The sequence below is a fragment of the Klebsiella sp. Q2 genome, assembly GCF_009900705.1.
Classification (GTDB): Bacteria; Pseudomonadota; Gammaproteobacteria; order Enterobacterales; family Enterobacteriaceae; genus Klebsiella; species Klebsiella quasipneumoniae.
Map to the genome: position 1 here is coordinate 504,771 of NZ_JAAABE010000002.1, position 26,186 is coordinate 530,956.

22 protein-coding genes and 1 riboswitch are annotated in these 26,186 nt (G+C 61.2%); of the genes, 12 read left to right on the forward strand and 10 right to left on the reverse strand.

What is annotated here, in order from left to right:
* Positions 1 to 25 precede the first annotated feature (25 nt).
* Positions 26 to 457, forward strand: a complete 432-nt coding sequence (locus tag GT756_RS10185; protein WP_004202630.1) for an OsmC family protein — start codon at positions 26 to 28, stop codon at positions 455 to 457.
* Positions 458 to 570: 113 nt separating this feature from the next.
* The gene (locus GT756_RS10190) at positions 571 to 1,440 is read left to right on the forward strand and encodes an oxygenase MpaB family protein (RefSeq protein WP_032456112.1); all 870 of its coding nucleotides are present in this window, start codon (positions 571 to 573) and stop codon (positions 1,438 to 1,440) included.
* Between the two features lies 1 nt (position 1,441).
* Here GT756_RS10190 and GT756_RS10195 read toward each other — a convergent pair whose 3' ends face one another.
* Positions 1,442 to 2,128 (reverse strand): ABC transporter substrate-binding protein, encoded by a 687-nt coding sequence (locus GT756_RS10195; RefSeq protein ID WP_048324334.1) that lies wholly within the window; start codon positions 2,126 to 2,128, stop codon positions 1,442 to 1,444.
* A gap of 222 nt (positions 2,129 to 2,350) precedes the next feature.
* Between GT756_RS10195 and GT756_RS10200 the strand changes: the two genes are divergently transcribed.
* From GT756_RS10200 to GT756_RS10215, 4 genes are all read left to right on the forward strand, one after another.
* Positions 2,351 to 3,292 carry a cation diffusion facilitator family transporter gene (locus tag GT756_RS10200; protein ID WP_057215444.1) on the forward strand — a complete coding sequence of 314 codons (942 nt, stop codon included), beginning with the start codon at positions 2,351 to 2,353 and terminating at the stop codon, positions 3,290 to 3,292.
* Positions 3,293 to 3,535: 243 nt separating this feature from the next.
* A complete protein-coding gene (locus GT756_RS10205) occupies positions 3,536 to 4,453 on the forward strand; it encodes a bestrophin family protein (protein WP_160124745.1) in 918 nt (305 codons plus the stop codon).
* Positions 4,454 to 4,774: 321 nt separating this feature from the next.
* Positions 4,775 to 7,075: an FdhF/YdeP family oxidoreductase gene (locus GT756_RS10210; RefSeq protein WP_043519627.1), complete on the forward strand. Its 2,301-nt coding sequence runs from the start codon at positions 4,775 to 4,777 to the stop codon at positions 7,073 to 7,075.
* A gap of 146 nt (positions 7,076 to 7,221) precedes the next feature.
* On the forward strand, positions 7,222 to 8,103 hold the full coding sequence (locus tag GT756_RS10215) for a LysR family transcriptional regulator (protein WP_023318340.1): 882 nt from the start codon (positions 7,222 to 7,224) through the stop codon (positions 8,101 to 8,103).
* Between the two features lie 8 nt (positions 8,104 to 8,111).
* Here GT756_RS10215 and GT756_RS10220 read toward each other — a convergent pair whose 3' ends face one another.
* Positions 8,112 to 9,518 carry an MFS transporter gene (locus tag GT756_RS10220; RefSeq protein WP_004202615.1) on the reverse strand — a complete coding sequence of 469 codons (1,407 nt, stop codon included), beginning with the start codon at positions 9,516 to 9,518 and terminating at the stop codon, positions 8,112 to 8,114.
* Between the two features lie 599 nt (positions 9,519 to 10,117).
* Here GT756_RS10220 and GT756_RS10225 point away from each other — a divergent pair.
* Both GT756_RS10225 and zapE read left to right on the forward strand, forming a co-directional pair.
* A complete protein-coding gene (locus GT756_RS10225) occupies positions 10,118 to 10,798 on the forward strand; it encodes an MgtC family protein (RefSeq protein WP_160124746.1) in 681 nt (226 codons plus the stop codon).
* A gap of 96 nt (positions 10,799 to 10,894) precedes the next feature.
* Positions 10,895 to 11,956 carry a cell division protein ZapE gene (gene zapE / locus GT756_RS10230; RefSeq protein WP_160124747.1) on the forward strand — a complete coding sequence of 354 codons (1,062 nt, stop codon included), beginning with the start codon at positions 10,895 to 10,897 and terminating at the stop codon, positions 11,954 to 11,956.
* A 33-nt stretch (positions 11,957 to 11,989) separates the two neighbouring features.
* On the opposite strand, the gene katG is transcribed toward zapE, so the two are convergent.
* Positions 11,990 to 14,167, reverse strand: coding sequence for a catalase/peroxidase HPI (katG, locus tag GT756_RS10235; RefSeq protein ID WP_004202604.1), 2,178 nt, complete (start codon positions 14,165 to 14,167; stop codon positions 11,990 to 11,992).
* 343 nt (positions 14,168 to 14,510) lie between these two features.
* Positions 14,511 to 14,590: riboswitch (ZMP/ZTP riboswitch) on the forward strand.
* Between the two features lie 17 nt (positions 14,591 to 14,607).
* Here katG and GT756_RS10240 point away from each other — a divergent pair.
* From GT756_RS10240 to GT756_RS10250, 3 genes are all read left to right on the forward strand, one after another.
* The gene (locus GT756_RS10240; RefSeq protein ID WP_004202603.1) at positions 14,608 to 15,240 is read left to right on the forward strand and encodes a LysE family translocator; all 633 of its coding nucleotides are present in this window, start codon (positions 14,608 to 14,610) and stop codon (positions 15,238 to 15,240) included.
* Positions 15,241 to 15,461: 221 nt separating this feature from the next.
* Positions 15,462 to 17,372, forward strand: a complete 1,911-nt coding sequence (mrdA, locus tag GT756_RS10245) for a penicillin-binding protein 2 (protein WP_174562433.1) — start codon at positions 15,462 to 15,464, stop codon at positions 17,370 to 17,372.
* 108 nt (positions 17,373 to 17,480) lie between these two features.
* Positions 17,481 to 18,218 carry a glutamine amidotransferase gene (locus GT756_RS10250; protein ID WP_048324318.1) on the forward strand — a complete coding sequence of 246 codons (738 nt, stop codon included), beginning with the start codon at positions 17,481 to 17,483 and terminating at the stop codon, positions 18,216 to 18,218.
* On the opposite strand, the gene pqqF is transcribed toward GT756_RS10250, so the two are convergent.
* The 7 genes from pqqF to GT756_RS10285 form a co-directional block, all read right to left on the reverse strand.
* Positions 18,215 to 20,500: a pyrroloquinoline quinone biosynthesis protein PqqF gene (gene pqqF / locus GT756_RS10255; protein ID WP_064177785.1), complete on the reverse strand. Its 2,286-nt coding sequence runs from the start codon at positions 20,498 to 20,500 to the stop codon at positions 18,215 to 18,217. The genes GT756_RS10250 and pqqF overlap by 4 nt on opposite strands.
* On the reverse strand, positions 20,500 to 21,642 hold the full coding sequence (pqqE, locus tag GT756_RS10260; protein WP_160124748.1) for a pyrroloquinoline quinone biosynthesis protein PqqE: 1,143 nt from the start codon (positions 21,640 to 21,642) through the stop codon (positions 20,500 to 20,502). Before pqqE ends, pqqF begins: the two co-directional genes overlap by 1 nt.
* Positions 21,629 to 21,907 carry a pyrroloquinoline quinone biosynthesis peptide chaperone PqqD gene (pqqD, locus tag GT756_RS10265; RefSeq protein WP_004202592.1) on the reverse strand — a complete coding sequence of 93 codons (279 nt, stop codon included), beginning with the start codon at positions 21,905 to 21,907 and terminating at the stop codon, positions 21,629 to 21,631. Before pqqD ends, pqqE begins: the two co-directional genes overlap by 14 nt.
* 2 nt (positions 21,908 to 21,909) lie before the next feature.
* Positions 21,910 to 22,665 carry a pyrroloquinoline-quinone synthase PqqC gene (gene pqqC / locus GT756_RS10270; protein WP_004143685.1) on the reverse strand — a complete coding sequence of 252 codons (756 nt, stop codon included), beginning with the start codon at positions 22,663 to 22,665 and terminating at the stop codon, positions 21,910 to 21,912.
* On the reverse strand, positions 22,659 to 23,585 hold the full coding sequence (pqqB, locus tag GT756_RS10275) for a pyrroloquinoline quinone biosynthesis protein PqqB (protein WP_064177786.1): 927 nt from the start codon (positions 23,583 to 23,585) through the stop codon (positions 22,659 to 22,661). Before pqqB ends, pqqC begins: the two co-directional genes overlap by 7 nt.
* 54 nt (positions 23,586 to 23,639) lie before the next feature.
* Positions 23,640 to 23,711: a pyrroloquinoline quinone precursor peptide PqqA gene (pqqA, locus tag GT756_RS10280; RefSeq protein WP_002905689.1), complete on the reverse strand. Its 72-nt coding sequence runs from the start codon at positions 23,709 to 23,711 to the stop codon at positions 23,640 to 23,642.
* A gap of 136 nt (positions 23,712 to 23,847) precedes the next feature.
* Positions 23,848 to 24,867: a dipeptidase gene (locus tag GT756_RS10285; protein WP_064177787.1), complete on the reverse strand. Its 1,020-nt coding sequence runs from the start codon at positions 24,865 to 24,867 to the stop codon at positions 23,848 to 23,850.
* Between the two features lie 242 nt (positions 24,868 to 25,109).
* On the opposite strand from GT756_RS10285, the gene GT756_RS10290 reads away from it, so the two are divergent.
* The gene (locus tag GT756_RS10290; protein ID WP_064177788.1) at positions 25,110 to 26,102 is read left to right on the forward strand and encodes an alpha/beta fold hydrolase; all 993 of its coding nucleotides are present in this window, start codon (positions 25,110 to 25,112) and stop codon (positions 26,100 to 26,102) included.
* The last annotated feature ends 84 nt before the right edge of the window (positions 26,103 to 26,186 follow it).

A 26,186-nucleotide genomic window follows, 5' to 3' on the forward strand; every position in this document is an offset into this window, starting at 1 on the left:
TCGACATCATCACAGGAGGAGTCATATGGCGATTCATAAGAAAGGGCTGGCGCACTGGGAAGGCGATCTCAAGCATGGCAAAGGCACCGTGTCGACGGAGAGCGGGGCGCTGAGCCAGCAGCCCTACGGCTTTAATACCCGTTTTGAGGGGGTGAAAGGCACCAACCCCGAAGAGCTGATCGGCGCCGCACATGCCGCCTGCTTCTCGATGGCCCTATCGTTGATGCTCAGCGAAGAGGGCTATACCGCGACGTCCATCGACACCACCGCAGTGGTCACCCTTAATAAAACCGACGGTGGGTTTGCAATAACCGACATCGCGTTGCAAAGCCAGATTGTCCTGCCCGGCGTTGCGCCGGCGGCGTTCGATGAGATCATCCAGAAAGCGAAGGCCGGCTGCCCGGTATCACAGGTGCTGAAAGCCAATATCACCCTTGACTACCAGCTGAATCCATAAGCTGTTGTGCCCGCACTCTGCGGGCACCGTTCCCGCGATCTCTCTCCCTGTCACTGCCTCCGCTGCGCAATAGTGGTATCTTTGGTCCTTTGGTAAACGTAAGGGACTCCAGCATGATCGGCATTCGCGGAATGATCGAGGCGCAGGTGCTCGGCCTGACCGGCATGGCGCTAAAAGAGATTGATTTTGAACAGCCCAAAGGGGAGCCGGGGCTTTTTGGTCCGCAATCAGCCATCTGGCAGGTGCATGGCGATTTTACCTCAATGCTGTGCGGCGGCATTAGCGCGCTGTTGCTGCAGATGCTGCACCCCCTGGCGCTGGCCGGCGTCTGGGACCACTCCCGTTTCCGCGAGGATATCTTTGGCCGCCTGCGTCGCACCAGTCAGTTTATCTCCGCTACCACCTTCGCCGCCACCCCCGACGCCGAGCGGCTGATCGCCAAAGTGCAGGGGATCCATCAGCGGATCGCCGGGGTGGACAAGGACGGCACGCCGTATCAGGCAAGCGACCCGGCGCTGTTGACCTGGGTGCATGTCGCTGAGTGCAGCCGCTTTATGGCCTCCCACCTGCGCTACAAGCGGACGGTGGTCAGCGTCCAGCGCCAGGAGGACTATTTTCGCGAGTCGGCGGAGATCGCTCGTCGGTTGGGAGCCAAAGATATTCCCCAGACGCCGAATGAGGTCGCGGACTATCTTGAGGCGATGCGTCCGCAGCTGCGCTGTGACGAACGTACCCGGGAGGTAGCCGAGGTACTGCTCACCACCCGTCTGCCGGGTCGCCTGAGTCAGCCGGTTGGCCAGGTGATGATGCGGGCCGGGATCGATCTTCTGCCGCCATGGGCGCAGGAGATGCTGGGACTGTCGCTGTCGCCGCTGCAGCGGCGCACGACGCGTCTGATGGTACTGGCGATCGCCCGCGTGCTTCGCGCCTCGGTACGTAACGGCGCCTGGCATTGCGCCATGCGCCGGATGGCGGAGGCGTGATTCAGCCCGCCTTGCCCAGGTGCCGGGCAATCAGCGCCTCCAGGCTACCGTCCGCCCGCCATTCGTCCAACGCGTCATTCACCGCGTTAAAGCGGACCACATCATCCCGGGCGACGCAGATGGCCTGCTGGATCTCGGTAAAATTATCCGCTAAGACCCGCACCCCCGGATGGCGGCGCGCTGTCGCCTCCAGCGGCTGACGGATGCCAGCGACCATATCCCCTTCACCGGCGAGGAAGGCGTCGATGGCCTCCTGCGAGGAGGGGAGACGATTCAGGCTGGCGTACTGCAAATGGCGGGTGAGCCACAGATCGTAGGCGGCGTTTTGCCCGACGTTAATCGTGGTTGCCGGGCGATCCATATCGGCCACGCTCTGGCAGGGCGAACCGGCTCTCACCAGCGCGGTCCCCTGAATGGTGATATAGGGAGAAGTAAAGCGCAGGGTCGCCTCCCTCGCCGGGTCGATGGCCAGAAAGGCGATATCCCAGCGTTCGCCGCCGGCGTCGGCCACCACTTTACCGGCGGCAGGATAGGTGACGAACTCGGCGACGACGCCCCAGCGCTGCGCCAGTCGATGGCTGAGCTCGGGGGTAATGCCTGTCGGCTCGCCGTTTTCTCCAGGATGGGCCAGTACCGCATTGCCCAGATTAATGGCAAAACGCAGCCGGGATGGTGTGATTGCTGACATCGCTGACTCCTGTGGTGGCTAAGAGAAGGTGGCCCGACCTGTCGGTCGCCAGTGATAAGATAGTCCATCCGCGCGCGGTTGTACCTCCGGGGCCACACTTTCAGAATACAGTAATTAACGACCGCAGCGATTTCGTTAAACAGCAAGGCAATGGCTTTTATATTGTTAAGCATAAACTCAGCTTGTCAGTTTATTCTTCCCGCTCACTGAGGGAGAGAAATAATGGCACAACATAATTTTGAAAATGATAATAAATATCATCAGCGTTCTGAGCAGGCGCGAAGGAGTACCCTGGTTAGCGTGGTGGTCAATATTTTTCTCTCCGCGTTGCAGATTGCGGTGGGAATATTTTCTGGTTCCCAGGGATTAATTGCCGATGGTATGCACTCTTTTTCCGATCTGCTCGCCGATGGCGTCGTGCTGGTGGCGAATAAAAAGAGTCGCCGACCGTCTGACCACGATCACCATTATGGCCACTGGCGTTATGAGAACGGCGCCTCTCTGGTCCTCGGCGCGATCCTGGTGCTGGTCGGGGTCGGTATGCTGTGGTCTGCCGCGGGTCATCTCGCGCAACCGCAGACGATTCCGCCGGTGCACAGCGTGGCGCTGTGGATGGCGCTGACGGCGCTGGTGGTCAAAGAGGGGCTGTTTCGCTATATGCTGGCGGCCGCCAGGCGGCTGAACTCCTCGCTGCTCATCGCCAACGCCTGGCATGCCCGCTCAGACGCCGCGTCATCCCTGGTGGTGGCGCTGGGGATTATCGGTAATCTGGCCGGGTTCGCCTGGTTCGACCCGCTCGCCGCGCTGGCGGTAGGGCTGGTGATTACGCGGATGGGCTATCGTTTCGCCGCCACCGCGCTGCACGATTTAATGGACCGCGCTGTCGATGAAGAGACGCAGCGGGCAATCGCCGGCACGCTGCGGGCCACGCCGGGCGTGGCGGGTCTGCACGATTTGAAAACCCGTAAGGCGGGGGATCTGGTGCTGGTGGATGTCCATCTCGAGGTTGCCGGAGAGCTGTCGGTCGCTGAAGGGCATCAGATTGCCCGGCAGGCGCGGGAGCGGGTCATGGCGCAGCATCCGGTGCTTAATGTGATGGTGCATCTCGATCCCTGCGCGGCGGTTGCCAGTTCGCCGGGGGAGGCAAACTGCCTGACGTCATAAGCGGAAAATAGACTGGCTCAGCGGTTATTTTATCCCTGAGCCATTATTCCTCGCCCCTTCCGCCCGCGCATTGATTGCCTGAACGATAAATAAGGCTCATACTGAGCCGGCCATTACCATCGCTAAATAATGGCGCAGATCTGCCCGTTGCAGTTAACGATAAAATAAACCAATCGGTTCATAGATAATCTCTATTCTTTATTTCGAGATAATGACCAGAGCGGTAATTCAGGAAGTCAGACAATGATCATTCGGCCAGAACAACACTGGTTTCTTCGCCTATTTGACTGGCACGGCTCCGTGCTGTCAAAAATCATCTTTCGTCTGCTGCTTAATGTGCTGATGTCCATCATCGCCATTATCAGCTATCAATGTTACGCGCAGCTGGGGATCCACTTAACGGTGGCGCCGTTCAGTCTGCTGGGCATCGCGATAGCGATTTTCCTCGGCTTTCGCAACAGCGCCAGCTATAGCCGCTTCGTCGAGGCGCGCAATCTGTGGGGGACGGTGCTTATCGCCGAACGTACCCTGGTGCGCCAGCTGCGCAATATCCTGCCGGCGGAACACGATGCCCATCAGCGCATCGTCAGCTATCTGGTGGCCTTCAGCTGGAGCCTGAAGCACCAGCTGCGCAAAACCGATCCGACGGCTGACCTGCGGCGGCTGCTGCCCGAGGAGAGGGTGACGGAGATCCTCGCCAGTTCGATGCCCACCAACCGGATCCTGCTGCTGGCCGGTAACGAAATTGGCCAGCTGCGCGAGGCGGGCAAGCTGAGCGACATCACCTACGGGCTGATGGACAATAAGCTCGATGAGCTGGCGCACGTGCTGGGCGGCTGCGAAAGGCTGGCCACCACCCCGGTGCCGTTCGCCTATACCCTGATCCTGCAGCGCACCGTGTACCTGTTCTGCACGCTGCTGCCGTTCGCCCTGGTCGGGGATCTGCACTACATGACGCCGTTTGTCTCGGTCTTTATCTCCTACACCTTTTTATCCTGGGATTCGCTGGCGGAAGAGCTGGAGGATCCTTTCGGCACCGCCGCCAACGACCTGCCGCTGAACGCGATGTGCAACACCATTGAGCGCAATCTGCTCGACATGACCGGTCAACATCCGCTGCCGGAGACGCTGCGTCCGGACCGTTACTTCAACCTGACCTGAACCCCTGCGCGCCGGGCAGTTTCCGCTGCCCGGTCATCGCTTTCCCGTCCCCGCGTGACCCGCCGCGCAGAGGGCGGCGATAAAAGCAAAATTTGCAAATAAGTTAAATTTAACACCCGATAGATAACATCAATTATACAGATTTGTGGCGTATGTTATTATTCGGTTAACAAACGCAGTACCTACGCTTTCCCATCGTACTATCCTTGAGAAACAGCATTCTTATCAGGTGACGCCGCGCACACCACGCCTCGTCGCCGGGGTCGTCGCACGCTTTTTTTCGGCCGGCGGCGGCCAGAACAGAGCAGCAGGAGTAAAAAGATGACCAATAAAAGACGCGCGGTTCCCGGTGTTCACCCCTATGACGGTCCGGCAGGCGGGTGGGGCGCGCTGAAGGCCACGGCCATTGCCGTGCGTACCCAGATGGATGCCTTCGAGGCGCCCGCCACGCTGCTGCGAACTAACCAGCCGGATGGGTTTGACTGCCCGGGCTGCGCCTGGCCGGATAAAGAGCATAAATCCACTTTTCAGTTTTGCGAAAATGGCGCCAAAGCCGTTACCTGGGAGGCGACCACCAAACGGGTGACGCCAGCGTTTCTCGCCGCTAACACCGTGACCTCCCTGCTGGCGAAAAGCGATTTTGAACTGGAGGGCTATGGCCGCTTAACCCATCCTTTGGTCTACGACCGCGCCAGCGATACGCTGCGACCGGTGGCGTGGGAGGCGGCCTTCGCCCGTATCGGCGAGATCCTTCGCGGCCTGCAGCCAGATGAAGTTGAATTCTACACCTCCGGACGGGCCTCCAATGAAGCGGCGTGGCTGTTTCAGCTGTTTGCCCGCGAGTACGGCACCAATAACTTTCCCGACTGCTCTAACATGTGCCATGAATCCACCAGCGTGGGCCTGCCGCAGTCGATCGGCATTGGCAAAGGCACCGTCTCCCTCGACGATTTTGACCAGACCGAGCTGGTGATCTCCATCGGCCATAATCCGGGCACCAACCATCCGCGGATGATGGGCACTCTGCATGAGCTTTCCCGCCGGGGTGTGCCGATTATCGTTTTTAACCCATTGCGTGAGCGGGCGCTGGAGCGTTTTGCCGACCCGCAGAACGTGATGGAGATGGCGACTTATCGCTCGACGCCGATCGCGTCGACCTACTACCAGGTACGGGCCGGCGGCGACGCGGCGGCGCTGAAAGGGATCGCCAAAGCGCTGCTGCAGCTGGAGGAGGAGCAGGGCCAGGTGCTCGACCACGCGTTTATTGCGCAACATACCCAGGGGTTCGCCGCCTTCGCCGAGGATCTGCACGCCACCCGCTGGCAGGACATTGAGCAGGAGTCCGGCCTGACGCGCGAGTCGCTAACCCAGGTCGCCGTGGCCTACGCCAAATCCACGGCCACCATCGTCACCTACGGCATGGGCATCACCCAGCATAATAAAGGCACTTCCAACGTCCGGTTGATTGCCGACCTGCTGCTGATGCGCGGCAATATCGGCAAGCCGGGAGCCGGGATCTGCCCATTGCGCGGCCATTCAAACGTGCAGGGAAACCGCACCGTCGGGATCAGCGAAAAACCCACCGCGGCCTTCCTCGACAGCCTGCAGCGGGTGATGGGGATCGTGCCGCCGCGGCATCATGGTCACGATGCGGTGAAGGCGCTGGAGGCCATGATCGCTGGCGACGCCAAAGCCCTGATCTGCCTCGGGGGCAACTTCGCCGTGGCGATGCCGGATCACGAACGCGCTTTCCCGGCGATGCGCAACCTTGAGCTCAGCGTTCACGTCGGCACCAAGCTCAACCGCTCGCACCTGCTGACGGCGAAAGAGACCTTTATTCTGCCGTGTCTGGGCCGCACCGAGCTTGACCTGCAGGCCAGCGGCCGACAGTCGATCACCGTCGAGGATTCGATGTCGATGGTACATGCCTCCTCAGGCAAGCTTAAGCCCGCCTCGCCGACGTTGCGCTCGGAGCCGGCGATTGTCGCCGGTCTGGCGAAGGCCACTCTGCCGGCCAGCAAAGTCGACTGGCTGTATCTGGTGGAAGATTACGACCGCATTCGCGATCTGATCGAACAGACCATTCCGGGATTCGAGGATTACAACCAGCGCATTCGTCACCCCGGGGGCTTTCGCATGCCGCTGCCGCCGACCGAGCGCATCTGGCCTACCGCCACCGGCAAAGCCATGTTCTCGGTTTTCAAAGGCGTGCATGAGAACGTGGTGGTGGAGGGCGAGGATGTGATGCGCTTAGTGACCCTGCGCAGCCACGACCAGTACAACACCACCATCTACGCTATGGATGACCGTTACCGCGGCGTTTTTGGCCGTCGCGACGTGCTGTTTATGAACGAGCAGGACATGGCCGCCCAGGGCCTGGAGCATGGCGATCGGGTGGATATCCACACCGCGCTGCCGGGCAGCGCGTTGACGCTCAGAGATATCACCGTGGTGGCCTACGGCATCGCGCCCGGCACCGTCGGCGCCTATTATCCGGAAGCCAACGTGCTGGTGCCCTTGAACTATCTGGATGAAGAGAGCGGTACGCCCTCCTATAAGTCAGTTCCTGTCCGCCTGACGCTGCGCTCGAAAGAGATCCGCCCGCTGGCCGGCGTGCGTTAAAGAAGCAGGGCGTTGGGCGGCGTCGCGCCGTCCTGCGCCCCGTCGCCCCTCCTGTCCTCGCTTGAATTTATCGGTGATGAAACTAACATTCTGGTAACCTGTGCGCGGCCCCGGGGGTGAACGGCGGGGTTCAAACGGGAAAGAGAATGGATATTAAGCAACTCAAGTATTTGATCGCGCTCGATCAGACGCGCCATTTTGGCCAGGCGGCGGCAGCCTGCCATATTACCCAGCCGACCCTCTCCATGCGCATTCGTAATCTGGAAGAGGAGCTGAACCTGACCCTTATCCAGCGCGGGCAGCGCTTTGAAGGTTTTACCCCGGAGGGGGAGCGGATTCTCGCCTGGGCGCGAGCGGTGCTTGCCGCCCATGACGGCCTGGCGGCGGAGGCGGCCATCTGTCGCGGGCAGATGGTCGGCCAGCTGCGGGTTGGTATGGTGCCACTGGCGAGCCTCAACCCGATGCAGCTGATTAAACCCCTCGCGGAGAAGTACCCGGCGCTGCAGTTCAGCCTGCTGTCAATGACCTCGGAGCAGATTATCGATGGCGTTAGCCGCAACCAGCTGGACCTGGGGATCTGTTACCTGCAGCATCTGGATGAACGCCTGTTTAAGATCGCCCGGCTGCCGCAAACCCGGATGGGACTGCTGCACGATAAACGCCATTTCGACTTCAGCGCCGGGACGCCGGGCTGGGATACGCTGGCGGCGCTGCCCCTTGGCTTTCTGACCAAGGGAATGTACTACCGGGAATCCATTGAAATCAGCTTTAAGGCCAAAGGGCTAACCCCGACGTCTGTCTTTGAAAGCGATTCAACGTTTCAGATTATCCAGGCGGTGCAGGCGGGGATCTGCTGCGCCATTATGCCGCTTAACAACGGCCTCGAAGCGCTAAGCGATAATCTTGAGATCCTGCCCATCGCCGAAAGCCAGGTCGATTCGCAGCTGGCGCTGATTATGCGCCAGCAGGAGCCGGTCTCGTCCCTGGCGGAAAAATGCTTCGCCGAGGCGCAGGGGATTTTTGGCTGAGGCCAGCCTCAGATATTCTCCAGTCGAATGCCCCGGGTTCTCGGGCCGAAGATCCCCACCGACAGCATCACCATCAGCATACTGACGACGATAAAGCTAATCACCCCCGGCGTGCCGGCATATTGCAGAATAATGCCGATCAGGATGCTGGTCACCGCGGTCGAGAGACGACTGAACGAGTAGCAGAAGCCGACGGCGCGGGCGCGAATATGGGTCGGGAAGACCTCGGCCTGGTAGGCGTGGTAGCTGATGGTCAGCCAGGCGTTGGACCAGGTGATCATAAACCCGCAGATCACCAGCAGGATAGGATTGTTTTGCAGCGCAAACAGGGTGCCGAAGATGACGGTCATCAGCGCGGAGAGTACGATCTGCCACTTGTTCTCAAAGCGATGCACGAAGCGGGTGCAGAACAGGCAGCCCAGCGGATAGGCGAGGGTGATAAAGAAGGCGTACAGCAGACTGTGGGTGATACTGGCCCCCTGACCGGAAAGCAGCGCTGGCAGCCAGTTGCCAAAGCCGAAGAAACCGATCGCCTGGAAGAAATTCATCACCATCAGCATCAGGGTTCGCTGCCGGTACTGCGGCGCCCAGATTTCGCCGAAGGTGCCGCGTTTGACGACGCTCTGTGCCGCCTGCACATGCTTCGGCGACGGCGTCAGGCCGCAGCGGGCTTCCATGGCGCACATCACCGCATGCGCTTCATCATGCCGCCCTTTGCTTTCCAGCCAGCGGGCTGACTCCGGCAGCTTTTTGCGGATAAACCAGATCGCCAGCGAGAACAGCGCACCGAAGATGATCACCCAGCGCCAGCCGCTGAGGCCGAAGAGGGTGGTTGGCACCAATATCCAGGACATCAGCGCTACCGCCGGAACCGACAAGAACTGAATAAAGAAGGCAAAGGCGAAGGCTTTATTGCGCAGGTGGGTAGGTACCCATTCGCTGAGGTAGGTGTCAATGGTCACCAGCTCAATGCCGAGGCCGATTCCCACCAGAAAGCGGAAGAAGATCACTCCTTCCGCACTGCTCTGGGTCGCCATCAGCAGCGAGAAAAAGCCGTACCAGGCGAGCGCCACCATAAAGGTCAGGCGGCGCCCCAGCTTGTCCGCCAGCGGCGCCAGCAGGCTCGCGCCGATAAACAGCCCCATAAAGGTGGCGGAAGCAAAGGCCGCCTGATCGGCGATGCCAAAGATCCCCGCCGCGCCGGTGTGGAAAATACCCTCCGCCAGCAGGCCCGCGCTGATGTACCCGGTCTGGAACAAATCGTAGAGCTCAAAAAAGCCGCCGAGGGAGAGTAGGGTGATAAACGACCATAACCCGAAGGAGGCGGGCAGCGCGTCAATGCGTCCGGTTAAGCTGGCGTGCGGTTGTCCTGGCGAAGCATAGGGCGATTCGCCGAGAACCTGGGTGGTAGACATGGTGTTGTGTTCCTCAGGAAGAATGGTTTGCTTGCTAATGTTAAGTGATTGTTAATAGTTTTAAATTTTTAATCTTTAGCGTTAACGGCAATCTTTAGCGCAAGATCGCGCCATGCAGGGTAAAAGATGATATTCCTGCTGCTTTTCGCCGCACGCTAAGGGAAGAATTGAAGTAAATCACCGTGGGCGGCAATGTTCTCCGCCAGGCGATGTCGCGCTGCGCAGGGCCAGGCCCAGGGCCAGACAGAGTAAACGAATCCTCACTGGCGGCGTTTTCCCGCTTTACCCGCTATTGCGCCGGGCTATAATGTGCCCACTTTCATACAGGAGTCATGCGTTGGACAGTCATCCTTATTGTTATTCTCCGGCAAGTTAACGCGACTATTTTCGCTGCTTGCCGAACCGGCGGGCAGCAATCTTTGATTACCGGATTGCCTCCCTGAATGTAGTGATTCGCGACCGAACGCGAGAGGCATCGTTATGTTTCTGTTTCCCACCACCTTATTTCCTCCACCATCATCCGCCCGCTAATTGCCCGGCGCGGCTGAGCGCGACATCAATACATTTTTATTGCTTTCTGTTATCTGGAGGAAGGCGCGATGGTATTTCCTTATATGACACATTTACTCGCGGCAATGCTGCTGGGAGCGCTGATCGGCGCGGAAAGACAATGGCGGCAACGTATGGCCGGTTTGCGGACCAATGCGCTGGTGGCCACCGGCGCGGCGGTGTTTATTCTTAGCGCGATGTCGGCCTCGCCGGACAGCCCGGGGCGCATTGCGGCGCAGATCGTCTCCGGTATCGGCTTCCTGGGGGCGGGAGTGATTATGCGCGATGGCATGAACGTTCGCGGCCTCAATACCGCCGCTACCCTGTGGTGCTCGGCCGGTATCGGTGTCCTTTGCGGCCGGGGGCAGTTCTGGAACGCGACGGCGGCGACGCTGATTATTCTGTGCGCCAATATCCTGCTCCGCGAAGCGGCGCAGCGTATTCATGCCTTGCCGGGCGCCGGTGACGAAGAAAAACGCTATATCTTACGCGTCACCTGTTTGCGCGAGCATGAAAAGGCCGTGCGTCAGCTGCTGCTGAATATTGCTCAGCAGCAGAGGTTCACCCTGCAGGGATTACAGTCGGCGGCAGCAGACACGGCGGATCAGCTGGAGATTTGCGCGGAGCTGATTAGCCATAAGCAGCATCAGAAAACGCTGGCGCAGATTATGGCGCAGGTTGGCGTTCAGCAGAACGTCACCTCGGTACACTGGCGCGTCGGAGAAGCATAGAGACAGGCGGCGGGGCAGCGGAAACGGCCGCTGGCCGCGCGATTCGCCAACCCGTGGGAAAGCGGCTAGAATGGCCTCCTGCCGGAGGTTATAAGAATGTTAAATAATGGATGTGTGCCGTCGGAATCTGGCCAGACTATGACGACGGCTGATTTTCGCTTTACCCGCGTGATGGCCGAGCAGGCGGCGCGTGCCCGTCTGACGCTGGACAACGATCAGCTGTCGCTCATCGCTCGCCTGGACGCCCTGGGCCAGCAGTTGTTGTCCGCGCCCGGCACGCCGCAGGGACTGTACGTCTGGGGACGCACCGGGCGAGGGAAAAGCTATATTCTCGACCACTTTTTTGCCAGGCTGCCGCTTGCCGCCCGGCGTCGGGTCCATTTTCATCACTTCTTCCGCGAACTGCACCAGCGGCTGAATGCCCCCGGCGCGCCTGGCCTGCAGACGGTGATGATGCAGATGACCTCCGGCTGCCGCCTGCTGTGTTTCGACGAATTTCATCTTCACGACCCCGGCGACGCCATGCTGATGAAGGCGCTGCTGGAACACCTTTTTCAACGGGGCATCGTGCTGCTGGCTACCTCTAACTACCCGCCGGAGATGCTGCTGCCTAATCCGCTGTATCACGATCGCTTTTTACCGTCGATCGCGCTGATCCGCGCCCACCTGGCGGTCGTCGCGCTTAACGGCGAGGAGGATTATCGCGAACGGCATCTGAGCCAGGATAACGCCTTCTGCAGCGGGCGGCTGTGGGTTAACCCGGGCGAATCACAGCGTCAGCTGTACGAGCTGCCCTCGCTGCCTGCCGAACCGGTCCCGCTGGAGGTAGGCTACCGCACGCTGCAGGCGGCCGCGGCGTCACCCGCCTTGCTCCATTTCTCTTTTGCCCAGCTCTGCCAGGCCGCCACGGCGGTGATGGACTATCTGGCGCTCAGCGAACGTTATGCCGTCTGGTTGCTGGACGAGGTGCCGCCGCTAGCCACGGTTGGGCCGGCGGCCCAGCAGCGCTTTATCAACGTGATTGATGTGTTGTATGAAAAGCAGATCCGCCTGCTGCTGGTGACCCGCTGCGACCTGGAGACGCTGGTGGCCGGGGTGGCACTGGAGGATATTCAGCGAACGCGGAGCCGCCTGCAACAGCTGCCGCGGGCGGTATAAAAAAAAGCCCCGGCGGGTGCCGGGGCGAGGGGATCACAGGTCGAAACGGTCGAGGTTCATCACCTTGGTCCAGGCGGCGACAAAGTCATGCACCAGCTTCTGCTGCCCGTCGGCGCAGGCGTACACTTCCGCCAGGGCGCGAAGGACCGAGTTGGAGCCAAACACCAGATCCACGCGGGTGGCGCTGTACTTCGCTTCGCCGGTTTTACGGTCGCTGCCGGTAAACAGCTCCGCCCGATCATCGGCCGGTTTCCAGACGGTGGCCATATCCAGCAGGTTGACGAAGAAGTCATTGCTGAGCACGCCGACGCGGTCGGTAAACACCCCGTGTTTGCTGCCGTCGTAGTTGGCGCCCAGCACGCGCAGTCCACCCACCAGAACCGTCATCTCCGGAGCGGTTAAGGTCAGCTGCTGCGCTTTATCGATCAGCAGCGTTTCCGTCGACACACCGCCCTCGATGCGACGGTAGTTGCGGAAGCCATCCGCCAGCGGCTGCAGCAGGTCAAACGACTCGACGTCGGTCTGCTCAGGCAGGGCGTCGACGCGACCAGGGGTAAACGGCACGTTGACGCTGACGCCGGCCGCCGCCGCAGCCTGCTCAACGCCGACCACGCCAGCCAGCACGATGATATCGGCCAGCGACGCTTTGCCGGAGGCGCGCTGGATCGCCTGCAGGGTCGGCAGCACCCGGCTGGCGATAGCATTGACCGGCCAGTCCTTCTGCGGGGCCAGCGCCAGACGCGCGCCGTTGGCGCCGCCGCGCTTATCGCCGCCGCGGAAGGTGGAGGCAGAGGCCCAGGCCACCGATACCAGCTCACTCACTGACAGGCCGGCGCCGGCGATGGCGGTTTTCAGGCTGGCGATGTCTTCCGCGCTCGGCTGATGGGTGGCCGCCGGCAGCGGATCCTGCCAAATCAGATCTTCTTTTGGCACTTCCGGCCCGAGGTAACGGGATTTCGGCCCCATATCGCGGTGGGTCAGCTTGAACCACGCCCGGGCGAAGGCCTCGTTAAAAGCCTGCGGGTCGTTGAGGAAGCGACGGGAGATCTTCTCAAACTCCGGGTCGAAGCGCAGGGTCAGGTCGGTGACCAGCATGGTCGGTTTGCGCTTTTTCCCCGGGTTAAACGGATCCGGGATAATTTCCGGGGCGTCTTTGGCTTCGAACTGGATAGCGCCCGCCGGGCTGCGGGTCTGCACCCATTCGTATTTGAACAGGTTCTCGAAAAAGTAGTTGCTCCACTGGGTGGGCGTCTGCGTCCAGACCACTTCCAGACCGGAGGTAATGGCATCCGCGCCTGCGCCGCTGCCGTAGCTGGAGTGCCAGCCCAGGCCCTGCGCTTCCAGCGGCGCGGCTTCCGGCTCGGCGCCGACGTGGCTGGTTTCTGCGGCGCCATGGGTTTTACCCAGCGTGTGGCCGCCGGCGATCAGCGCGACTATTTCTTCATCGTCCATCGCCATATTGCCGAAGGTGGCGCGAATGGCCGCGGCGGCGGACAGCGGCTCGCCGCTGGCGTTCGGTCCTTCCGGGTTAACGTAAATCAGCCCCATTTCGGTGGCGCCGATGGCCTGTTTCGCCAGGCTTTCCGGGTGACGGTGGGCCAGCCACTCTTTCTCATCGCCCCAGTCAACGTCCAGATCCGGTTCCCAGACATCTTCACGACCGGCGCCAAAACCGAAGGTGCGGAAGCCGGCGTTTTCCAGCGCCACGTTACCCGCCAGCATGTAAAGGTCGGCCCAGGAGATTTTCTGGCCATATTTCTGTTTCACCGGCCACAGCAGACGGCGGGCCTTATCTAGGCTGACGTTGTCAGGCCAGGAGTTCAGCGGCGCAAAGCGCTGCTGCCCACGACCCGCGCCGCCGCGACCGTCAACGGTGCGGTAGGTGCCGGCGCCGTGCCAGGCCATACGAATAAACAGACCGATATAGCTGCCCCAGTCTGCTGGCCACCACTCTTGCGAATCGGTCAGCAGCGCTCTGAGGTCAGCCTTCAGCGCGGAGTAATCGAGCTTTTTAAACTCTTCCCTGTAGTTAAAATCCTCACCCAACGGGTTGGAACGACTGGAGTGCTGGTTCAGCAGATCGACACGCAGCTGGTTAGGCCACCAGTCGCGGTTGCCGGTGCCGCTGCCGGCGCTCTGCTTGGGCGTCTCGGCGTGGAAAGGGCACTTTCCGGCGGATGCGTTGTTGGATGGGTCGTTAGACGTGCTCATATCAGGCTCCGTTTGCTTTTGTGAATGCCGTTACGATATACACTGCTACCAATAAGCGATATTTGAATGAGTCTACGGATTTAATAGCTAATTCCGTTCAACGAAGGGCGAAACACCCTCTTATATGACCTGGTGGATCCAGGGGTAAAAAATACACCTCACCATTAACCATAGACGTAACGAGACGGCAAAGGAAACGATCTGCGTCAATCGGGCCGAAGGAATGCTAATTGTTTGAGATATGACAATTTTACTATGAGAAAAGGATGAGGGTTTTCCGCTGAGCGAGCGTAACGAATGCCCGGCGCAGGGGTTGTTGGCGGACACAGAATAAGCTAATACTTAGACACCATGTGACTGGCGCTAAAGACAGAATACTGTTGGGGAGCATGGTCGACGTCGCCGCGCGCCTGGGCATTACCGCTATCTGGAGATAAGTTATGCCTGAATTCGCTTCATTAATGGCCTTTGCCGCGGTGGCGCTGGGATTAGTGTTAACCCCCGGCCCCAATATGATGTATCTCACTTCGCGTTCGATTTGCCAGGGAAAACGCGCTGGCTTTATCTCCCTTGCCGGGGTTGCCGTGGGCTTTTTCTTCTATATGCTGTGTGCCGCTTTCGGCATTACCGCGTTGGTTTTCGCGGTCCCCTATGCCTACGATGCCTTGCGTTTATGCGGGGTCGCTTATTTGCTCTATCTGGCGTGGCAGGCGATTAAACCGGGAGGGAGGCCGATATTCGCGGTGCGTGAATTACCTGCGGACAGTGGGCGTAAGCTGTTTCTGATGGGATTTATCACCAGCCTGGCGAACCCCAAAGTTGCTATCCTCTATTTGTCCCTGCTGCCGCAGTTTATCACCCCCGGACTCGGTAGCGTGCTCAGCCAGTCGTTAATGTTAGGCTGTACTCAGGTATTAATCAGTGTGGCGGTGAACGGCCTGATTATCTTGCTGGCCGGGCAGGTGGCGTTATTTCTTAGCCGGCGGCCGGGCTGGCAACAATTTCAACGCTGGCTGATGGCGACGGTACTGGCCGGAATGGCGGTTAAGATCGCTTTTGAGGCCAGAAAATAACCGGGTTTGTCGGGAAAAGGGAGGCCAGCGATATCCGTCGCTGGCTAACCTCGCACCCTGATGCCTTTCTGCCACAGAGAAAGGCTCTCAAGGCTCTAACATGCTGAAACATTTCTGCCAGATCATTAGCAACCTTTCAGTAGGGCTAACGCCGCGATAAGGCTATGCTTCCCGGCCGTTACGCCGTTGGCTTTTCCCGTGATCCAGGTGATGTACCGCTAATGCCCCTTTTGAGAGATGAAATTCGCGACCACTCCGCGGAAGAGATGCTGTTTATCCGCCGGGCCGCAATCGCCTTTCTGCTGGTGGTGGTCTGCTTTGGCGTGCTGATTTTCAACCTCTACCATCTGCAGGTGGAGCAGCACGATTTCTACCAGACCCGCTCCAACCAAAACGATATTAAAATGCTGCCCATCGCCCCCAGCCGCGGGCTGATATTCGATCGCAACGGCATACCGCTGGTGCAGAATATTACCCTGTATCGCCTGCAGGTGATCCCGAGCAAAATTCCCGATATGGCCGCGCTGCTGCAAACCCTGACGCCGATTGTCGACCTGACGCCGGACGACATCTCCAGCTTCCGCGACGATATGCACCACAGCAGCCGCTATAAAGCGGTTACCCTCAAATCCGACCTCAGCGACGTGGAGGTGGCCCGCTTCGCGGTCAACGAATTCCGTTTCCCCGGGGTGACGGTGGAGAGCTATCAGCAGCGTGAATACCCCTACGGCGCAGAGCTGGCGCACGTGGTGGGCTATGTGTCGAAAATCAACGACAGCGACCTGCAGCGGCTGGCGAAAGATGGCGAAGAGGAGAACTATGCTGCCGACCACAATATCGGCAAGCAGGGGATCGAGGGTTATTACGAAAAAGCGCTCCACGGCACCACCGGCTACCAGGAGGTGGAAGTGGACAACCACGGCCGGGTGGTGCGTCTGTTGAAAGAAGTACCGCCGGTGGCCGGGAAAAACCTCTACCTGACCCTTGACCTGCACCTGCAGCAGTATATTGAGTCGGTACTGAAGGGGCAGCGCGCGGCGGTGGTGGTGGTCGATCCCCGGGATGGCGGGGTGCTGGCGATGGTCTCCAGCCCCAGCTATGATCCTAACCCGTTCGTCAAAGGTATCGGCTATCAGGCCTATAAATCGCTGCTGGATAACCCGGACCGGCCGCTGATCAACCGCGTCACCCAGGGGCTGTATCCCCCGGCCTCGACGGTGAAGCCCTATATGGCGCTGTCGGCGCTCTCCGCCGGCGTGATCACGCCGAACACCACCTTCTTCGGGGCGCCGACGTGGACCCTGCCGGGCACGCAGCGTCGCTACCGCGACTGGCTGAAAACCGGCCACGGCATGCTCAACGTGACCAAAGCCATTGAAGAGTCGGCGGATACCTTTTTCTACCAGGTTGCCTTCGAGATGGGCATCGACCGGATCCATGAGTGGCTGAGCAAATTCGGCTACGGCCAGTCCACCGGCATCGATCTCAATGAGGAGTATAGCGGGGTGCTGCCCAGCCGGGAGTGGAAACAGCGAGTGCATAAAAAGCCCTGGTACCAGGGGGATACCATCTCCGTCGGTATCGGCCAGGGATACTGGATCGCCACCCCCATCCAGATGGTGAAAGCGCTCACCACGCTCCTGAACAACGGTAAGGTGCAGGACCCGCATCTGCTCTATTCGATGAAGCAGGGCAATCATGTGGAACGTTATCAGCAGCCGGCGAACCTGCCGCAGGTGGGCGATCCAAAATCCCCGTACTGGGGCATTGTGCGCAACGGTATGTATGGGATGGCGAATCTGCCCAACGGCACCGGCTACAAGCTGTTCCATACCGCGCCGTACCAGATTGCGGCGAAGTCCGGGACTTCGCAGGTGTTCAGTCTGAAGCAAAACCAGACCTATAACGCCAAAATGATCCCGGTGCGTCTGCGGGATCACATCTTCTATACCCTGTTTGCCCCTTATCAGCATCCGAAGGTGGCGATGGCGCTAATCCTGGAGAACGGCGGCGGGGATGGGGTGGTGGCCGGACCGACGGCGCGCGCCATTCTGGACCATATTTTTGTCCCGCAGCAGGCGCCGGCGGCCGCAGCCGACGTGCCGCAGCGGGAGAGCGCGGACGCCCAGTAAGCGGCTGGACTTATTCCGCAGGCGCATCGTTCATAGAAATTGGTTATTTGTCCCATCATCTTCCCGGCGGCATAGTATTTTAAGGAACATGACGAGCGAGGAGGAAGGGTGACACGTAACCGATTATTGCTGGTTCAGACCGGGACGCCGCCGGCAGCCATCCGTGAGGAGCATGGCGATCTGCCGCGCTGGTTCCGCACGCTGCTGGCGCCGTGGCAGGCGCAGCTCACCGCGGTACGGGTGTTTGAGGACGAGCCGCTGCCGGCGCCGGATCGCCAGACGGTGGCGGTGCTGACCGGCTCCTGGGCGATGGTGACCGACCGTCTGGCATGGAGCGAACGGACCGCCGACTGGATCCGTCAGGCGGTGGCTATCGGCATGCCGCTGTTCGGCGTTTGCTATGGCCATCAGCTGATGGCTCATGCCCTGGGCGGCGAGGTGGCGTATCATCCCGCCGGACGGGAAAGCGGCAGCCAGACCGTTTCGCTATCGCCGTGGGGTGTCGACGACCCGCTGCTGCGGGGCCTGCCGGCCGCTTTTCCCGCGCATCTGAGCCATTTGCAAACCGTGACCCGTCTGCCGGAGGTGGCCACGGTGCTGGCCGCATCCTCCCACGATCCCCACCAGATCGTGCGCTACGGGCCGCACGCGGTCTCCACGCAGTTTCACCCGGAATTCACCGCGCCGATTGCCCGCTCGCTGATCCGCTACCGGGAGGCGGTGCTGCAGGCGGAGGGCATCGACGCGAAACGATTACACGATGAAGTGCAGGAGAGCCCGCAGGCCGCGGCGATCCTCTCGCGCTTCGTCAGTGCCTATCTGCCCCCTGATGCCCCCGGCCATTAATCCCCGGCAGTGAACAGTACCCGCCAGCGGCGACGACGGCGGGACATCTCGTAGGCCAGGTCGTCGACCTCTTCAACGCGCAGCGCGTCAGCCGCCTGCGGCGTCAGCTCCGCTAAACCATACTTCTGACGCAGGACGGCCAGCGCTTGCGCCTCGGGCGGCGTCCGGGTGCGAACCTGTGCGGCCAGGCGCTGCTGTAGCGGCCTGAAGGTCGCTTCATCCAGCGGCGGCAGCTGGCGCAAAAAGGTGTTGCAACAGCGCAGCAGCGCCACGGCGCGGCGATCCGGGGACTGGAGCGCCATCAGCAGCCCGTCGCGATCGGCGACGCGCTGATAGCGGCAGCTCACCACATAGCCGATCTGCTGCTCCACCCGCAGGCGCTGGAAAAAGAGTGGCTCACAGCGCTGCGCCAGCACCCGCAGGGCCGCCAGCGAGGCGCCTTCCGGCAGCGGAATAAAGACCAGCAGCGCTGTATCGCCCCCGGGGAAAGTCAGCCGTTCGACGCCGCGGCGGCAGGGGACGGGGAGGTTGCCCGGCGGGTTAACCCGGGCGCTAAGCAGGCTCAGCTGGCGCGCGATCCACTGCGCATCCTCTGCGCTGCCGCCGGTCAGGGCCGCCAGCCAACCTTCCTGAAGCTCTGATGCGCCCAACCGATCGGGGAGCAAAGCCATGAGATGACGGATAGCAATACTCTCCGGCGGCGGGGCCAGCGGGGCGACCGGGAGTGCGAGCTGCCGCACAATGGCCTGCAGAATCGCCGCCGGCCGTTGGCCGGACGCTGGCCACTGCAGGAGCAACTGCCAGCTGCCGTCGACGCGATGCCACTCGCCGCGGCCCCCGGCGTGGCGGAGCGCGGCGAGCAGTGGGCGCAGCTGTTCCCCGCGCGCCAGCCCTTCGGCCAGATCGGACGAGCAGTAGAAGGGCGGTCGGAGCAGGAGCCTCGGCGGCTCGCCCGGTGACGGGAGGTGGAGCAGCGGCGCAGCTTTCTCCGGGTTTTCCGCGGCGAGGCCGCCAGCGGCTTGCGGATAAAAAGCGAATTCCAGCGCCGGGTCAGAGACCGGGCGGCGCCACCACCGGCTAAGCGGCAGGCTAAAGCCCTGGGTGGCAACAGGCTCCCCTGGGGAAATGGTCTGGCAGGCCAGGCTGACCGTGGGGGCGGCCTGCAGGGCGGCGCAAAAATCGGCGAACCCGACGGGCGGCCCGCCGGGGGCAAAGCCGAATGCCCGCTGGCGCAGCTGATCGAGGGGCGACAGCGTTTGAAAACGGCGCCAGGACAGCTGATAGTAGTGTTGCTGCTGGTCTGGCGTCGTCTGCCGTAGCACCTGCAGCCAGTGGGTTATCTGCTGGTCGACCTGTTCCGGCCGGTCGCTGGCGAAGACCAGCGCCAGCCAGCCGACGTGCCGATCCTGATACAGCCAGCTCAGCGCCACCTCTTGCGCCTGGCCACGCTGGCGCAGCCCGGCCATCAGGCTGCCAGGGGCTTCATCAAGCAAAAACTCGCGCAATAACGTGACGTTGTCACTTAAGGCGATCAGCGGGCAGCGCCACAGCGCGGGCTGGCTGGAGACCGCCAGCTGCAGTGCAGTGGATTCGCCCAGGCGCAGCGGCGGCGCCGGCGGCGGAGCCTCGCCTGCGTCAAGCCCGGTGGCGAAACGGGCCGCCAGCTCGCCGAGCGCCTCCAGCGACTGCGGCCCTTGCAGCCAGAGCTGCATCCGCCGGGCGACGTAATGGGTGCGGTGAAAATCACGTAACGCCGCCTGCAGTGCAGGGAGATCGCCCGCCAGCGCGTCGGCGCTGCCTACCTGAAAGCGGCGAAAGGCCGCGGGCGCGCTGGCGGCGTGGCGCACGGCGGCTTCCCGGCGCGACGGCTCATGCTGCTGGATCAGGCGGTACTCGGCGTCAATCACCGCCACTTCGCGCTGAATATCTTCCCTGAGCAGCCGCGGCGCCTGCAGCATCTCCTGTAGACGCGCGACACCGTCAGCCAGATCCCCGGCGGCGACCTCGAAAAAGAACGCGCTGTGGCGGGCCAGGGTGGTGGCATTCACGCTTCCGCCCTGGCGCTGCACCCAGCCCATCAGCCGGTCATCATCCCGGTAGCGCTCGCCGCCGTAAAACAGCAGATGCTCCAGCAGGTGCGCCAGACCGGGAAAGCGCGATGGTTCGTGGTGGCTGCCGGCGGCGACCCGCGCCAGGGCCGCGGCGCGATCGGCCTGCGGCTGATGGACCAGAGTGGCCTGCAGGCCGCCCGGCAACGTGACGGTGCGGGTCGCCAGCGTCATTACAGGTCCCGGGTTTTGTAGATCAGCTGCGAGCGGGTACGGTTGCGGAACTGCAGCTGGCTGACTTTTATGTCGCTGCAGGCCGCTTCGCGCCGGGCGTCGAGGATTTTGTGATGATGCGGCGATTTGCTGCACACCGGGTCGGCGTTATCGGCGCTGCCGGTCAGCATAAAGGCCTGGCAGCGGCAGCCGCCGAAGTCTTTCTCTTTTTCATCACAGGAGCGGCACGGCTCCGGCATCCAGTCATACCCGCGGTAGCGATTGAAGCCGAACGAGTCATACCAGATCGACTCCAGGCTCTGCTCCAGCACCGACGGAAACGCCACCGGCAGCTGACGCGCGCTGTGGCACGGTTGGGCGGTGCCTTCCGGGGTAACGCTGAGGAAAATCGATCCCCAGCCGCCCATGCAGCCTTTCGGCCGCTCTTCGTAATAGTCCGGGGTGACAAACAGCAGGTTGGTGAGATTGCCGCTGGCGGCCATTTTCTGCCGGTAGTCGGCGACCACTTGCTCGGCGCGGGCGATCTGTTCCCGGGTCGGCAGCAGCCCCTCGCGATTGAGGAACGCCCAACCGTAGAACTGACAGGTGGCCAGCTCAACGTCATCCGCTTCCAGCTCAATGCACAGCGCGATAATTTTATCCAGCTGATCGATGTTGTGCCGGTGAAGAACGAAGTTGAGCACCATCGGGTAGTCGCGCGCTTTTACCGCCCTGGCCATCGCCAGCTTCTGCTGGAAGGCTTTTTTGTTACCGGCCAGCGCAGCGTTGAGCACCTCATCGCTGGCCTGGAAGCTAATCTGGATATGGTCCAGCCCGGCCTCGCTGAAGGCGTCGAGTTTGCTCTCCGTCAGCCCTATGCCGGAGGTGATCAGGTTGGTATAGAATCCGAGGTCGCGCGCGGCGCGGATCAGCTCTGGCAGATCTTTACGGGTCAGCGGCTCGCCGCCGGAAAAGCCCAGCTGTACGCTGCCCATCGCCCGCGCCTGGCGAAAGACCTCGATCCATTGTTCGGTGGTCAGCTCCTTGTCCTGCTGGGCGAAGTCCAGCGGATTCGAACAGTAGGGGCACTGCAGCGGGCAGCGGTAGGTTAGCTCCGCCAGCAGCCACAGCGGCGGATTGACGGCGGGTTTACTCTGGCTCACGGCAGGTGATCCACTTCTGTTGACAGGCTATCTGCAGGAACTCGATGACGTCGTCATCGACGCCTCCGGCTTCCGGAAAGCGTTCGTTGAGCACGGCGATAATTGCCGCGACGTCGCGCCGGCCGTCCACCAGCTCGAGGATCGCCGCGGCGGTCTCATTGAGTTTGGCCATTCCCTCCGGATAGAGGATCACATGGCTCTCCTGGGCAGCTTCCCACTGCAGACGGTAGCCGCGGCGAAAGGCGACGATGGAGGTTTTTTGCATGGTTACACCAGTCGGGTCGTGTGCCAGGCCGCCTTGTCGGTGACCGTATGATAGGGCGGGCGCTGCAGGGCATAGGCCATGGTCATGGCGTCAAGCATCGACCATAAAATGTCGAGCTTAAACTGCAGGATCTCCAGCATCCGGTTCTGTTTTTCAGCGCTGTCGCAGTAGGCCTTCGCCAGCGCCAGGCCATGCTCCACGTCGCGGTTGGCCTGGCTCAGACGGCTGCGGAAGTAAAAATAGCCTTCCTCTTTGATCCACGGGTAGTGCTGCGGCCAGCTGTCGAGGCGCGACTGATGGATCTGCGGGGCGAACAGCTCGGTCAGAGAGCTGCAGGCCGCCTCCTGCCAGCAGGCGCGACGGGCGAAGTTAAGATAGGCATCCACCGCGAAGCGCACGCCGGGCAAGACGTGGCGCTCGCTGAGCAGATCGTCGCGGCTCAGACCGACCGCTTCTCCCAGCCGCAGCCAGGCTTCAATCCCGCCGTCCTCGCCATGGCTGCCATCATGGTCGAGGATCCGCTGTACCCATTTGCGCCGGGTCTGCGCGTCCGGGCAGTTGGCCATGATCGCCGCGTCTTTCAGCGGAATGGTGGTCTGGTAGTAGAACCGGTTCGCCACCCAGCCCTGAATTTGCTCGCGGGTCGCGTCGCCGTTATGCATGGCAATGTGGTAAGGGTGGTGAATATGGTAGAAGGCGCCTTTGGCCCGCAGGGCCTCTTCAAAGGCCTGCGGCGACAGCGTGTCGGTGATCAGCATGCGGTATCCTGAAGGGTGATAGCCATCCCGTCCCAGCTCACTTCAATCCCCTGTTGCGTCAGCACCTGGCGCTGGGGAGACCGCTCGTTAAGGATCGGGTTGGTGTTATTGATATGAATAAGAATTTTACGTTTTGCCGGCAGGGAGGCCAGCAGGGCCATCATCCCGTGCTCATCACCGAGCGCCAGGTGGCCCATATCGCGGCCGGTATTGCGCCCAACGCCGGCGGCCTGCAGTTCGTCATCCTGCCAGACGGTGCCATCGATCAGCAGACAATCCGCTTTTTGCAGCCATGGCAGAATGGTCTTATCCGGTTCACCGAGCCCCGGTGCGTAGAACAGCGCCTGCCCGTTGCGGCGGTTTTCGATAAACAGCGCCACGTTATGGCCCGGCAGCGGCCGGTCGCGATACGGCGAATAGGGCGGCGCGTTGCTGGCGATAGGCACCGCGGTAAACTGCAAATCCGGACAGGCGTCAACGGTAAAAGGCTGCTGCGGCGCGATGGGGTGATGCACCAGGCCGCCGTTCCAGTGTCGCAGCATGGTAAACACCGGGAAACCGGTGGAGAGATCCTCATGGACCTCCGGGGTGCACCACACCTGGTGCGGGCAGCCTTCGCGCAGGCTCAGTAACCCGGTGGTGTGGTCGATCTGGCTGTCGGTGAGAATAATGCCGCCGATATGCGTTCCGCGCAGCACGCCGGCTTTATTTAACTCGGGCGTGTGGGCAATCTGCTGACTGATATCCGGCGAGGCGTTGCACAGCACCCACTCCTGACCGTTATCGCTGACGATGATCGACGACTGGGTGCGGGCGCTGGCCTGGATCGTGCCGTCGCGCAGACCCTGGCAGTTGGCGCAGTTGCAGTTCCATTGCGGGAAACCGCCACCGGCGGCGGAACCGAGGACTTTAATGAACATGAAGACGGACCGGGTAATGTAAAAAGATGCCCGCGCGAACGGCGGGCGGGGCGATTAGCGGTTAGAAATGTACAGCGTCACTTCCAGACCGAGACGTAAATCGATAAAAGCAGGTTTCTTCCACATGTTTTGTTCCTCTTAAAAATAACGACAGGCCTCACGGATAATGCAGGATCTGTGACGGCCGCCGCATATTGCGCTTCACCGGGTGAGAGATCAACCCGGAATCTGTAAGGATTTAACTTTATGTTTACAATATAACCTATTGTTGCCAAACATGTTTTAATACCCGCAGCCAGTTACGCCACAGCAGCTTATCCAGCACCAATTGATCATAGCCGCTGTCACGCAAAGCATTGATTAGCAGCGGTAAGCCGGCCACATCCCCCAGCGCGTCCGGCAGGGTGACGCCGTCAAAATCCGAACCGAGGGCCACATGATCCTCACCCATTATGTTAATAAGATAGTCGATATGCCGGACGATGGTGGCGATGGGCGTGTCGCTATCGCGCCGTCCGTCGGCGCGCAGGAAGGCGTTGCCGAAATTGACGCCCACTACGCCGCCGCTGTCGCGGATCGCCCGCAGTTGCCGATCGGTCAGGTTGCGCGGCTGCGGGCACAGGGCGTGGGCATTGGAGTGGGTGGCCACCAGCGGGGCGGGGGAATGGTGGGCGGTATCCCAAAAAGCCTGTTCATTCATGTGCGAAACATCGATCTGCATCTTCAGGGCGTTGGCCTGGGCGATGAGCGCGATGCCCTCGCCGGTAAGACCCGGCCCGCTGTCCGGGCTGCCGGGAAAGGCGCCGGTGACCCCGCAGCCGAAGCGATTAGCGATATTCCAGAACAGACCGATGCTGCGCACCCCGGCGCGATAAAAGGCCTGCAGATCGTCGCCTTGGGCGTCGAACCCGCCGGCGCCTTCGATGTGCGCCACCATCGCCAGCGCCTTATCCTGACGACAGCGTTCGATATCCGCCGCGCTCAGGCACAGCCGCGCGCGGCTGGCGTCATGGGCGCAAATCGCCTTGAGAATAGCCAGCTGCTGCCAGAGGATCGTTAAGGGATCCCACGCCTGGCTGGCGTACTGCGGCGCCATACGGGCGATGTACTCCTGCGGCGGCACAAAGAGGGCGAACAGGCCGCCGGCCAGACCGCCCTGGAGAATACGCGGATAATCGAGGTGGCCGTTCTCTATCCCGGCAAAGAAGGCGGTCACCGGATCCTCGCGATGGTGAAGCCAGAGATTCAGCAGCAGGTCATTGTGACCATCAAAAATCGCCATAGCGGGCTCCTGGGTTATCAGGTGGTAAAAATGGCTGACACGGTAGCGGATTTATGCCCGGGGGCAAGCAGAAATTCACAAGCCCGCAACAATTGCCAACGTGAACGGTGTATCACACTGTATCCCGCGGCGGGTTCCTGACATTAAGAGATAAAAATGGCCCCGGTCGGGCACATGGCGGATACAAATTTCCGCTTAACTGGTCACGTACTCTCTTGATGAAGATAAAAGGTGAGAAAGCGATGAACAGATTATCCCTGATCCGGTATGCCAGCGCCGCGGCGCTGGGGTTATCCACCCTGTGGTCCGCCGCCGTTTGCGCCGCTGAAGACGCGGGGGCGTTCGACAAAATCCACCAGATTCACGCTGGCGATCTGAATATTGGCTACGTGGATATCGGTCCGCGGGACGGCCAGCCGGTGATTCTGCTGCACGGCTGGCCCTACGATATTCAGAGCTATGCCCAGGTGGCGCCGGCTTTAGCGCAGAAGGGTTACCGGGTGATTGTGCCGTATCTGCGCGGCTACGGCGCCACCCGTTTCCTGTCGGCGAAAACGCCGCGTAATGGTCAGCCGTCGGCGATGGCGGCCGATATTGTCCATTTGATGGACGCCCTGAACATCAGGCAGGCAGATCTGGCCGGCTTTGACTGGGGGGCGCGCACGGCGGATATCGTCGCCGCGCTGTGGCCGCAGCGGGTGAAATCCCTGGTCTCGGTGAGCGGGTATCTGATCAGCAGTCAGCAGATTGGCGAAAAACCGCTGCCGCCGCAGGCGGAACTGTCGTGGTGGTATCAGTTCTATTTTGCCACCCCGCGCGGCGAAGCCGGTTACCGGCAGAACACCCACGACTTTGCGAAATTTATCTGGCATCAGGCGTCGCCGCAGTGGCCATTCAGCGACGCGACCTTTGCCAAAACCGCCCGGGCGCTGGATAACCCGGACCACGTGGCGATCACCATCAGCAACTACCGCTGGCGCCTGGGGCTGGAGAAGGGGGAAGCGAAGTATGCCGGCTATGAACAACGGCTGGCGGCGCTGCCGCCGATAACCGTGCCCACCATCACTCTGGAAGGGGCGAATAACGGCGCGCCGCATCCGGCTCCGGCCAGCTACCGGGCCAAATTTACCGGTAAATATGAGCACCGGGATCTGCCGGGGGCGGTAGGCCATAACCCGCCGCAGGAGGATCCGACGGCGTTTGTGCAGGCGGTGGTGGACGCCGATCGGTTGTAACCCGCGACTTGCCGGCGGCGCGACGTTGCGCTTCCGGCAACACGGCTTATGCTTGTGAAGAGTTTATTTTGCCGCAGGAGCAGC

Coding starts and splice junctions, on each gene's coding strand:
- GT756_RS10185 (WP_004202630.1), top strand. CDS start 26: ATGGCGATTCATAAGAAAGGGCTGGCGCACTGGGAAGGCGATCTCAAG.
- GT756_RS10190 (WP_032456112.1), top strand. CDS start 571: ATGATCGGCATTCGCGGAATGATCGAGGCGCAGGTGCTCGGCCTGACC.
- GT756_RS10195 (WP_048324334.1), bottom strand. CDS start 2,128: ATGTCAGCAATCACACCATCCCGGCTGCGTTTTGCCATTAATCTGGGC.
- GT756_RS10200 (WP_057215444.1), top strand. CDS start 2,351: ATGGCACAACATAATTTTGAAAATGATAATAAATATCATCAGCGTTCT.
- GT756_RS10205 (WP_160124745.1), top strand. CDS start 3,536: ATGATCATTCGGCCAGAACAACACTGGTTTCTTCGCCTATTTGACTGG.
- GT756_RS10210 (WP_043519627.1), top strand. CDS start 4,775: ATGACCAATAAAAGACGCGCGGTTCCCGGTGTTCACCCCTATGACGGT.
- GT756_RS10215 (WP_023318340.1), top strand. CDS start 7,222: ATGGATATTAAGCAACTCAAGTATTTGATCGCGCTCGATCAGACGCGC.
- GT756_RS10220 (WP_004202615.1), bottom strand. CDS start 9,518: ATGTCTACCACCCAGGTTCTCGGCGAATCGCCCTATGCTTCGCCAGGA.
- GT756_RS10225 (WP_160124746.1), top strand. CDS start 10,118: ATGGTATTTCCTTATATGACACATTTACTCGCGGCAATGCTGCTGGGA.
- zapE (WP_160124747.1), top strand. CDS start 10,895: ATGTTAAATAATGGATGTGTGCCGTCGGAATCTGGCCAGACTATGACG.
- katG (WP_004202604.1), bottom strand. CDS start 14,167: ATGAGCACGTCTAACGACCCATCCAACAACGCATCCGCCGGAAAGTGC.
- GT756_RS10240 (WP_004202603.1), top strand. CDS start 14,608: ATGCCTGAATTCGCTTCATTAATGGCCTTTGCCGCGGTGGCGCTGGGA.
- mrdA (WP_174562433.1), top strand. CDS start 15,462: ATGCCCCTTTTGAGAGATGAAATTCGCGACCACTCCGCGGAAGAGATG.
- pqqF (WP_064177785.1), bottom strand. CDS start 20,500: ATGACGCTGGCGACCCGCACCGTCACGTTGCCGGGCGGCCTGCAGGCC.
- pqqD (WP_004202592.1), bottom strand. CDS start 21,907: ATGCAAAAAACCTCCATCGTCGCCTTTCGCCGCGGCTACCGTCTGCAG.
- pqqC (WP_004143685.1), bottom strand. CDS start 22,665: ATGCTGATCACCGACACGCTGTCGCCGCAGGCCTTTGAAGAGGCCCTG.
- pqqB (WP_064177786.1), bottom strand. CDS start 23,585: ATGTTCATTAAAGTCCTCGGTTCCGCCGCCGGTGGCGGTTTCCCGCAA.
- GT756_RS10285 (WP_064177787.1), bottom strand. CDS start 24,867: ATGGCGATTTTTGATGGTCACAATGACCTGCTGCTGAATCTCTGGCTT.
- GT756_RS10290 (WP_064177788.1), top strand. CDS start 25,110: ATGAACAGATTATCCCTGATCCGGTATGCCAGCGCCGCGGCGCTGGGG.